This is a genomic window from Streptomyces sp. MB09-02B, assembly GCF_033794485.1.
Taxonomy (GTDB): Bacteria; Actinomycetota; Actinomycetes; order Streptomycetales; family Streptomycetaceae; genus Streptomyces.
This window is the reverse complement of the sequence record NZ_JARGEE010000347.1, coordinates 1-9,795: the sequence shown is the minus strand read 5'-3', so window position 1 is coordinate 9,795 and position 9,795 is coordinate 1. Positions and strand designations below refer to the sequence as shown.

Here is a 9,795-nt window from a genome sequence, read left to right as displayed (position 1 = left end):
GCACCCGACTCCCCCGCCCCGCCCTGTGGCTGCCCGCCGCCGCGCTGACGCTGGCCGGGGCGCTGACCGTCGGCCTGGTCACGGCCTCGGACTCCGGCCTCGGCGTGCGGACGTCCGACGCCGAGAGTGCCGTCGTCCTGCTCGACCGGATCGCCGACGTCGCCGCGCGGACGGAGGTCGAACCGGTCCGCGACGACCAGTTGGTGTATGTACGGAGCCTGACGGCCGGGGCGGAGGCGCAGGGCGAGGACGGCGTGTACGTCCCGGGGCGGCTGCACGAACGGGAGGAGTGGGTGTCCCAGGAGCCGGGGCCGGTGAAGCGGTTGGCGCTGCACTACGAGAACGGCGCCTACTTCCCGCTGCGGGAGCTGCTGCCCCCGGGGTCGCCGGGTGTCCCGGCCGGTATCGACCGGCCGACGTACCGGTGGCTGGCCACGCTGCCCACCGACCCGGACGAGCTGCTCGCCGAACTCCGCGGTCTCATCGAGCCGTTCGAGGACCAGGAGCCTTCGCAGGCGGTCTTCGACAAGATCGGTGAACTGCTCAACGCGTCGGTCATGCCGCCCGAGACCGCCGCCGCGCTGTACGGGGCCGCCGCGCGGATCCCCGGGGTGACCCGGATCGAGGAGGCGACCGACCCGGCCGGGCGGCACGGCGTCGGCATCCGCCGCGTCGACGGGCGGTCGGGGTGGGCCACCGAGTGGATCTTCGACCGGGAGAGCCTGGTCTACCTCGGTGAACGCACCTGGCTGACGAAGGACGGCGCCGACGGGGCGAAGGGGACGGTGCTGTCGGAGAACGCGGTGCTGGAACGGGCGGTGGTGGACGAGTACCGGGAACGGCCGGGGTCGTAGCGCATCCGGACGGGGTCGTAGCACGTCCGGCCCGGCACGTCCGTGAGGGCCGTCGGTCAACCCCTTTCGAGCAGGTTCGAAAGGCTTGTCCGGTGGGAGGGCGTGCGTGAGCATCGGTGCCCCGGCGGCGGCCGGCCGTCGTCCGCCGACCGGGGACCGGCACATGTGAGAGCAATCCGCCTGCCCTCGCGGACACATGCTGTCCGCAGGCCTTCCCACCCTGGACTCATGACAGACAACAGCGTGCGCAGCCACCGGATCGACATCCCTCAGGCCCAGCTGGACGATCTGCACACCCGCCTCGACCTCACCCGCTGGCCCGACGAACTCCCGGACGCGGGCTGGGCGTACGGCACCTCGCTGCCGTACCTCCGTGACCTCGCCACGTACTGGCGCGACACCTACGACTGGCGCGAGCACGAGGCCACCCTCAACGGGCTTCCGCAGTACGTCACGGAGATCGACGGCGCGCGGGTGCACTTCCTGCACATCCGCTCCGCCCGGCCGGACGCGCTGCCGCTGATCCTCACGCACGGCTGGCCGGGTTCGATCGTGGAGTTCCTCGGTGTGATCGACCTGCTGAGCGACTTCCACCTGGTGATCCCCTCCATCCCCGGCTTCGGGTTCTCCGGGCCCACCCGGGAGAAGGGCTGGAACATCTCCCGGGTCGCCCGCACCTGGGCGGAGCTGATGCGCCGACTCGGCTACGAGCGCTACGGCGCGCAGGGCGGCGACCTGGGCGCGCTGATCTCCCCCGCGCTGGCTCGCACCGCCCCGGAGTCGGTGGTCGGCGTCCATGTGAACGCCGCGTCGGTGGGCTTCATCCCGCTCGGCCCGGTCGACGAGGCGGAGCGCAAGGACCTCGACGAGCGGGAGCTGCGGAGCCTCGCGAGCATCGGCGAGTTCACCACGGACGGCTTCGGCTACAACGCCCTCCAGTCGACCCGCCCGCAGACCCTGTCGTACGGCCTCACGGACTCCCCCGTCGGCCAGCTCGCCTGGATCATGGAGAAGTTCCAGGCGTGGACGCACTCCTCGGCCGCGCTGCCGGAGGACGCGATCGGCCGGGACACCCTGCTCACCAACGTGATGCTGTACTGGCTGACCGGCACGGCCGGTTCCGCGGCCCGGATGTACTACGAGAACAGCCATGTCCCGGACTGGTTCCCGACGGCGACCTCCGGGGTGCCGACCGCGGTGGCGAACTTCGGCGAGGACGTGGCGATCCGCCGCTGGGCCGAGCAGGTCAACACCGTCGTACGGTGGACGGAGTTCGGCCGCGGCGGCCACTTCGCGGCCCTGGAGGTCCCGGACCTGCTGGCGGCGGACGTACGGGAGTTCTTCGACTCCGTGCGCCGGGCCGGCTAGCCCATCGGGCGGTAGTGGCCCAGCACGTGGGCGAGGTGGGCGAACCACTGGTGGAGGCGTTCCCGGGGCTTCGCCTCCACCGTGCACTCGTAGAAGCCGCCGTCGAGGTGGACGACGGCGACCATGAGGGCCTTGCCGTTGCCGCTCGCCTTGTAGTGGACGCTGCGGATCTCGGACCACGAGAAGTCGACGGAGACGCCGTGGTCCTCGAAGGCGACCCCGTTGACGTCGACGACGACGGAGTTGTGCCGGTCGACGCCCAGGAACTCCGGGCCCTGGTGGGGTGACTGGGGATAGGGCTGCGGGTGCTGGCCCTGCGGCGGCTGCGGGTACGGCTGCGGTGGGGCGTAAGCCTGGGGCGGCTGCGTGTACGGCTGCGGTGGGGGCGCGTACGGCTGGCCGGGAGGCGTGGGCGGGGGCGCGTACGGCGGGGGCGGGGGGCCGAAGCCCTGGTGACCGGGCGGCGGCGTCCACGGCTGCTGCGGCGGTGGCGGCTGGTGACCCTGCTCAGGCTGGTCCATGGTGTGTGTCCTCTGCCCCGTTGGTGTGACTCGTACCGCACCGTATCTCTCACTCTCGCGTGAAACATTCCCCGGGGGCCACCGCATCAATGGAGTGAGAGGCGGCAACGCGAGTCCGTTCAGGGGGAGCCACGTATGAGACCAGTCCGCGCGGACGGATACCAGGAGTTCGCGGTGGCGCGCGCGGGTCATCTGTACCGGTCCGCGTGTCTGCTCACCGGCGGGGACACCCATCTCGCCGAGGACCTCGTGCAGGAGACGCTCGGCCGTTTGTACGTGAAGTGGGGGCGGGTGCGGCGGGCGGACAACCCGGTCGGCTATGCCCAGACCGTGCTGACCAGGACGTTCCTCGCCCACCAGCGGCGCCGTAGCAGCCGGGAACGGGCCACCGACGTGATCCCGGACGGGCCCGCCGCGCCGGGCACCGACGCGTCCCTGCGGCTCACCCTCGTCGAGGCGCTGGCCCAACTGCCGCCCAAGGACCGGGCTGTGGTCGTCCTGCGCTACTGGGAGGACCGTTCCGTCGAGGAGACCGCCGCGGCGATGAACGCCAGCTCGGCGGCGGTGCGCACCCGGTGCGTCCGTGCCCTGGCCCGATTGCGCGTCCTGCTCGGCGACGCCATCGGCGAGTACGCCGCCCCCTGAGCGCCCCGCATCCACCGACCCCAGCACACCCCACCCACTCGCAGAAACGGCGGTTCGTCATGCCCCAGGAACAGCACGAAGACCCCTTCGAGGGCCGGCTCGGCGACGCCCTGCGCCGGGTCGGCGGCACCTTCGAGGCCGATCACCACGCGCTGGTCGGCGGCGGAGCCGTACGCGGCCGGCGGCTGATGTTCCGCCGACGGGCGGCGGTGCTGGGCGGGGTCGCCGGGATCGCGCTCGTCGGGGTGGGCGGAGCGCTCCTGCTGCCCGGCGCCGGAGACCGGGCCGGGCAGCGGTCCGTGGCGGCGGAGCGGTCCACCGAGCCGGACGCCGAGCAGACCGTCCGGGACGACGACGGCGCGGTGTCCGGCGCGGAACTCGTCGGCATGCTCAAGGAGATGCTGCCGGACGGGAGGATCAGCGGGGAGTCCGCTCGTGGCACGAGCGCGGACGGGCCGCCGTACGCCCAGGTCGTGTACGACGACGGCAAGGGCGGGGCGGCCGTGCAGCTCGGACTCGGGCGGATCGAGGCCGACAGCGAGGAGGCCCGGCAGCGGACGGACTGCCCTGACAAGACGTTCGTCGCGTACGACTCCTGCGAGGAGAGCACGCTGCCGGGCGGTGCGCGGCTGATGCTCTTCCAGGGTTACGAGTACCCGGACCGCCGGGTGGACACCAAGTACTGGTACGCGCAGCTGGTCGATCCGGCGGGCTACGAGGTCAGCGTCATGGAATGGAACGCCGAGGCGCAGAAGGACGCGCCCATCACCCGCGCCGAACCCCCGCTGTCCCTCGCCGCGCTGACCTCGATCGTCCGGGACCCGGGCTGGAAGCCGGTCGTCGACGCCATCACGGAGAAGCCGGCGAACGGCGGCACGCAGGAGGACCAGGGGGAGAAGGAGGAGTCGTCGACGGTTCCCCCCGGGGACGGGTCGCTCGATGCCCCGGTCATCGGGAGCGAGGCCATACGGAGGACCCTCGTCAGCCTCCTTCCCGAGGGCGTCGACGTCGTCGGCGAGGACAACGAGGTGTCGGACTTCGCGTACGTCGTCCTCGACGACGGCAAGGGGCGGAGCCTGGTGCAGATGAATGTGCAGCCGGGCATGGCGGACCGCGCGGGCACGCTGTTCGGCGCCGACGCCGAGACCCTGCCCGACGGCACGAAGGTCGCCACCCGGCAGGAGCCCGGCGAGAAGGGCGGCGCGGGGGTCGTGATGTGGACCGTGGACACGCTCCGCCCGGACGGGCTGCGGGTCGTGATCAGCGCCTTCAACTCCGGCGCCCAGCACACCGCCGCGACCCGCGGGACCCCCGCGCTCACCATGGCTCAGCTGAGGGAGATCGCCACCAGCGAGCGCTGGAAGAGGCTCGACTGACGGCCGGGCGTCAGAAGAAGTCCGCCCACGGCTGGTCCCAGATCTGCTTCACGGCCAGCACCAGGAACAGCAGGCCCGCGAGCGCCAGCATGCCGTTGCTGACCATGCCGTTGCGCCATTCCCGGGGCGTGCGGGAGGAGTTGAGGAGCCAGAGCAGCGTGGCGGCGAGGAACGGCAGGAAGGCCGCGCCGAGGACGCCGTAGAGGATGATCAGGCGGAACGGCTGGCCCTGGAAGAGCAGGACGATGGGCGGGAAGGTGAGCCAGAGCAGGTAGGCGCGGAACGGCCAGGACTTCTCGTGGCGGCCGGAGGCGACCTCCTCGCCCGTCACCGCCCCCTTCCTGCGGAAGCGCGCCACGAAGTCGGCGAACATCAGGCTCACGCCGTGCCAGACGCCGATGAGGGAGGTGTACGAGGTGGCGAAGAAGCCGATCAGGAAGAACTTGGCGGTGGCCGTGCCGTACTCGTCCTCCAGGATGTCACCGAGCTGGATGAGGCCCTTGTCGCCGCTGGCGATGGCGACGTTCGCGGAGTGCAGCAGTTCGGCGCCGACGAAGAGCATCGAGATCACGAAGATGCCGGTCGTGATGTAGGCGACCCGGTTGTCCAGGCGCATGACCTTCATCCAGCCGGTGTTCGTCCAGCCCTTGGCGTTGACCCAGTAGCCGTACGCGGCCAGCGTGATCGTGCCGCCGACGCCGCCGATCAGGCCGAGGGTGTTGAGGATCGAGTCCTTCTCGTCGGGCAGGACGGGCAGGAGCCCGGCGAAGGCGTCCCCGAGGTTGGGGGTGACGCGAATCGCGAGATAGACCGTGACCACGAACATGACGCCCACCAGGACCGTCATGACCTTCTCGAAGACCTCGTACTTGTTGAACCAGACGAAGACGAGGCCGCTCAGGCCGCACAGCACGGCCCACCACTTGAGGTCCATCACGTCGGGGAACAGCGCCTGGAGGGGCAGGGCGCTGGAGGACATCGCGGCGGCGCCGTAGACGAATCCCCAGATCACGACGTAGACGACGAAGAACCACGTCGTCCAGCGCCCGAGGCTCGCCCAGCCGTCGAAGAGGGTGCGGCCGGTGGACAGGTGCCAGCGGCCGGCCGCCTCGGCCAGGGAGATCTTGACGAGGCAGCCGATGACGGCGGCCCAGAGCAGGGTGTAGCCGAAGTTGCTGCCGGCGATCAGGGTCGCGACCAGGTCGCCGGCGCCGACACCGGTCGCGGCGACGACGATGCCGGGGCCGATGTACTTCCAACTGGATTTACGGGGTGGGGGGTTGGTGCCGGATGGTGCGGGTGAGTCAGTGGGGTTTCCCGTGGTGTCCGCCATGAGGGTCAAGAAACCCCAAGGGCGCCAGCATGACAAGAGGACAACCCGGGCGCCCCGTCAGGGGCGCGGGGAACTGCGCGACCGGCCACGACGGCGCCGCCGACGACCGACGGCCTCAGCGGACGGCGGCCACAGCGGACGGCGGCTTCAGCGGACGGCGGCTTCAGTACCGGATGCCACCGAAGCCACCGAAGCCACCGGCCCGCAGAACCGCTCAACCCAGCAGAGCGCCACCGCAGCCGTCCGCCCCGCACGTACCGAGTTCGAACCACACGGTCTTGCCCGAGCCGTCCTGGTGGCAGCCCCACCGACCCGCGAGCGCGTCCACCAGGAACATCCCCCGGCCGCTTTCCGATATCTCCGGCACCCGGCGCACCCGGGGCGGGCGGCCGTCCGTGTCCGACACCTCGCAGCGCAGTACGCCGTGGGCCGCCGACAGGGTCAGCTTCAGTCGGCTCTCCGCGTGCACCAGGGCGTTGGTGACCAGCTCGCTCACCAACAGCTCGGCCGTGTCGGTCTGGTCGAGCAGACCCCATCCCTCCAGCTGCCTGCGCACCTGCGCGCGGGCCTGTGCGGCGGCGGTGGGACGGGGGTCGTACTCGACACTCAGGTGGCCCGCGCCCATGGGGGGTTGGGGGTACGAGGCGAAATGGGGGCCGGAATCCGGAAGGAGACCCCCGGAGAGTTGCAGCATGCTTCCAGGGTTGCCGCCGCGCGTACGCGGCACACGGGGAGGACTACCCGTTTCCGGCCCTGCATATACCTGTTTCCCGCCCGGGTACGTCCGCAATTGGGGGCCTACGCGACCGATGGGCGTGTACGCGGTTGTGTAGGGGCTTACGCACGCCGTGAACTCCGGGCCCGTTCGCCTCCGTTCCGGCCATTCCGGCCCCCTGCCCGCCCCCACCCACTCTTGACCTGGTCATGCCAGAGCCGCACCATGAGCGCCACACCCGCACCAGGGCACGGACGGGCGCACCACGGTCACCGGCCCGGGCCCGAGGCACGTCGCAAGGATCCACCCCCCGCTCCACTCCCCACTTCCGGAGACCCCGGAATCCCTGGAGAAACTAGGAGACTTGATGCGACTCCGCATACGCGGCAGGGCGGCGACGCCCGACGGCACCGGCAGGAGATCCGGTCGCCGCACCGCCGCCCTCGCCACCCTGCTGGCACTGGCCCTCGCCGCCCCGGTCGCCGCGACCACCACGGACGCGACGGCGACCAGCGCCGAGCGGCCGAAGGCCTCGGCCGACGACATCCGCCAGTACGAGGTCCACATGCACTCGGACACCAAGTCCCGCACGGCGCTGCAGCGGGCCGGCGTGACCGTGGACGACGCCGACGACCACTCGGTGTTCATCTCCGGACGCGCGGACCAGGTCAAGAAGCTGAAGCAGCAGGGCTACGAGGTCACCCCGCTCGGCGCCGCCCCGGACCGGTCCAACGGCGAGGGCGACGTACGGCTCTTCGACTTCCCGTCCGCCGACTCCCGCTACCACAACTACGCGGAGATGACGAACGAGATCAACTCCGTCGTCTCGGCCAACAGTTCGATCGCCAGCCAGCGTGTCATCGGCACCACGTACCAGGGCCGGAACATCGTCGCCATCAAGATCAGCGACAACGTCGGCACGGACGAGGCCGAGCCCGAGGTGCTGTTCACCCACCACCAGCACGCCCGTGAGCACCTCACGGTCGAGATGGCGCTCTATCTGCTGAACGAGCTGACCTCCGACTACGGGACCGACTCCCGCGTCACCAACATGGTGAACAACCGCGAGATCTGGATCATCCCGGACATCAACCCGGACGGCGGCGAGTACGACGTCGCCACCGGCACGTACCGCTCGTGGCGCAAGAACCGGCAGCCCAACAGCGGTTCGTCGGCCGTCGGCACCGACCTCAACCGCAACTGGAACTACCGCTGGGGCTGCTGTGGCGGCTCGTCCGGGTCCACGTCCTCGGACACCTACCGGGGTGCGGCCGCCGAGTCGGCGCCCGAGGTGAAGGTCGTCGCCAACTTCGTGCGCAGCCGGGTCGTCGGCGGGGTCCAGCAGATCAAGACCGGTATCGACTTCCACACCTTCAGCGAGCTGGTGCTGTGGCCCTTCGGGTACACGACCGCCAACACCACGACCGGCATGACGGCGGACGACCGGAACGCGTTCGCGACGGTCGGCGGCAAGATGGCCGCGAGCAACGGGTACACGCCCGAGCAGTCCAGCGACCTCTACATCACGGACGGGTCGATCGACGACTGGCTGTGGGGCAACCAGAAGATCTTCGGGTACACGTTCGAGATGTATCCGGGGTCGGCCGGGGGCGGCGGCTTCTACCCGCCCGACGAGGTCATCGCCCGGGAGACGGCACGGAACCGGGACGCGGTGCTGCAGCTGCTGGAGAACTCGGACTGCATGTACCGGTCGATCGGCAAGGAAGCGCAGTACTGCGGCTAGGCCGCGCCGCCTGAGCCGGTGAAAGCTCGGGGACTTCTGTGCGTGGGGAACTGCGGGGCCGTTGTGGCTGGTCGCGCAGTTCCCCACGCCCCTTAGGGGGCGTCTTCCTCGGGCTTCGCCTTGTCGGAACCGTCGTCGAAGTACGCGTCCAGGACCTCGTCGATCCGCTTCTCCCAGGCCGCGTGCTCCGACTTGGCCTTGGCCTCGATCTCCAGGAAGTACCAGCGGCGGTCGGGGGTGTGGACCGTGATCGTGAAACGCTTGCCGAAGAGGGGGGACTCCGTCTCGATCGCGCCGATCTCGTCCCAGGTGAACTCGCACTCCTGGTCGTCCAGACGCAGCCGTACGCCGCGGCTGTCCGCGATGATCTTCGCGCGACGGTCGGAGGCCTCGAAGACGGGGCCGTCCGGCGTGGCCTCGGCCGCGTCGTCGGCCTCCTCGCCCGCTTCGGCTCCCGCTTCGGAGTCGGCTTCCGCGTCTGCTTCGGAGTCGGCTTCCGCGTCCGCTGCGGAGTCGGCTTCCGAGTCTGCTGCGGAGTCGGCTTCGGCCTTCGCGTCGGCCGAGGGCTTCCCTGCGGCGGACGGCTCGTCCCCGGTCGGGGCAGCCTCGTCCGGCTCCTCGCTGTCCGCCTGTCCGGCGGACTCCGTCGGCTTGATGTCCTCCGGCTCCTCCTGCTTCTCCTTCTTCACGGACACCGGGGCCGTGAGTCCGGGGATGTGCGACGGGTCGACCGCGGCGGCGGCCAGGGGCTGGTTGTTCGAACCGATACGCTGCTCCACAGCGGGCAGTATGGTCGACGACCCTGTGTCGGGGACAGTCGGGCCAGGCATATGTCCGCATCTGGGTTTCACGGCGTGCAGACGAACACGCGCAACACGCTCAATACCGCCGCCACCGCGAAGCCCGCCACGACGGCACCGTCTCCGGAGGGGTGCACAGGGGCGGAGGTCGCGTTGTCAGGCGTCCAGGACCGCCAGCGCGTCGATCTCGATCAGCAGGCCTGCCGGGAGGCCGACGTAGACCGTCGTGCGGGCCGCCGGGGCTGCCGTGAGGTGCTTCTCGAAGTACTCGTTGTAGATCGCGTTCATCTCGGCGAAGTGGTCCACGTCGGTGAGGTAGACACGGATCATCATCACGTCGTCCCAGCCGGCGCCGCCCTCTTCCAGGATCGCCCGGACGTTGGCGAGGGTCTGGAGGGTCTGCTCGCGCAGGGTGGGGCCGGCTGGGACGACGTGATGA

At 70.5% G+C, this 9,795-nt stretch carries 10 protein-coding genes; 5 read left to right on the top strand and 5 right to left on the bottom strand.

Translation table 11 applies throughout. From position 1 onward, the window contains the following. Positions 1 to 854 (top strand): CU044_5270 family protein (locus P1P70_RS33815; protein WP_319244636.1); only part of this gene is annotated, 854 nt, incomplete at its 5' end. 228 nt (positions 855 to 1,082) lie between these two features. Next, positions 1,083 to 2,222, top strand: coding sequence for an epoxide hydrolase (locus P1P70_RS33810; RefSeq protein ID WP_319244634.1), 1,140 nt, complete (start codon positions 1,083 to 1,085; stop codon positions 2,220 to 2,222). Here P1P70_RS33810 and P1P70_RS33805 read toward each other — a convergent pair. Then, the gene (locus P1P70_RS33805; RefSeq protein WP_319244632.1) at positions 2,219 to 2,743 is read right to left on the bottom strand and encodes a hypothetical protein; all 525 of its coding nucleotides are present in this window, start codon (positions 2,741 to 2,743) and stop codon (positions 2,219 to 2,221) included. The genes P1P70_RS33810 and P1P70_RS33805 overlap by 4 nt on opposite strands. A 135-nt stretch (positions 2,744 to 2,878) precedes the next feature. On the opposite strand from P1P70_RS33805, the gene P1P70_RS33800 reads away from it, so the two are divergent. Both P1P70_RS33800 and P1P70_RS33795 read left to right on the top strand, forming a co-directional pair. Then, positions 2,879 to 3,388 carry a SigE family RNA polymerase sigma factor gene (locus tag P1P70_RS33800; protein ID WP_319244630.1) on the top strand — a complete coding sequence of 170 codons (510 nt, stop codon included), beginning with the start codon at positions 2,879 to 2,881 and terminating at the stop codon, positions 3,386 to 3,388. 59 nt (positions 3,389 to 3,447) lie between these two features. Further along, positions 3,448 to 4,764, top strand: coding sequence for a hypothetical protein (locus P1P70_RS33795; RefSeq protein WP_319244628.1), 1,317 nt, complete (start codon positions 3,448 to 3,450; stop codon positions 4,762 to 4,764). A gap of 10 nt (positions 4,765 to 4,774) precedes the next feature. On the opposite strand, the gene P1P70_RS33790 is transcribed toward P1P70_RS33795, so the two are convergent. Both P1P70_RS33790 and P1P70_RS33785 read right to left on the bottom strand, forming a co-directional pair. Further along, positions 4,775 to 6,097: an Nramp family divalent metal transporter gene (locus tag P1P70_RS33790; protein ID WP_319244626.1), complete on the bottom strand. Its 1,323-nt coding sequence runs from the start codon at positions 6,095 to 6,097 to the stop codon at positions 4,775 to 4,777. 214 nt (positions 6,098 to 6,311) lie between these two features. After that, positions 6,312 to 6,722, bottom strand: coding sequence for an ATP-binding protein (locus tag P1P70_RS33785; protein ID WP_319244638.1), 411 nt, complete (start codon positions 6,720 to 6,722; stop codon positions 6,312 to 6,314). 457 nt (positions 6,723 to 7,179) lie between these two features. Here P1P70_RS33785 and P1P70_RS33780 point away from each other — a divergent pair, with 457 nt between their 5' ends. Then, positions 7,180 to 8,556 carry a M14 family metallopeptidase gene (locus P1P70_RS33780; protein ID WP_319244624.1) on the top strand — a complete coding sequence of 459 codons (1,377 nt, stop codon included), beginning with the start codon at positions 7,180 to 7,182 and terminating at the stop codon, positions 8,554 to 8,556. A gap of 92 nt (positions 8,557 to 8,648) precedes the next feature. On the opposite strand, the gene P1P70_RS33775 is transcribed toward P1P70_RS33780, so the two are convergent. Both P1P70_RS33775 and P1P70_RS33770 read right to left on the bottom strand, forming a co-directional pair. Continuing rightward, positions 8,649 to 9,335, bottom strand: coding sequence for a hypothetical protein (locus P1P70_RS33775; RefSeq protein WP_319244622.1), 687 nt, complete (start codon positions 9,333 to 9,335; stop codon positions 8,649 to 8,651). 177 nt (positions 9,336 to 9,512) lie between these two features. Continuing rightward, on the bottom strand, positions 9,513 to 9,795 hold a 283-nt coding region (locus tag P1P70_RS33770; protein ID WP_319244620.1), incomplete at its 5' end, for a RidA family protein.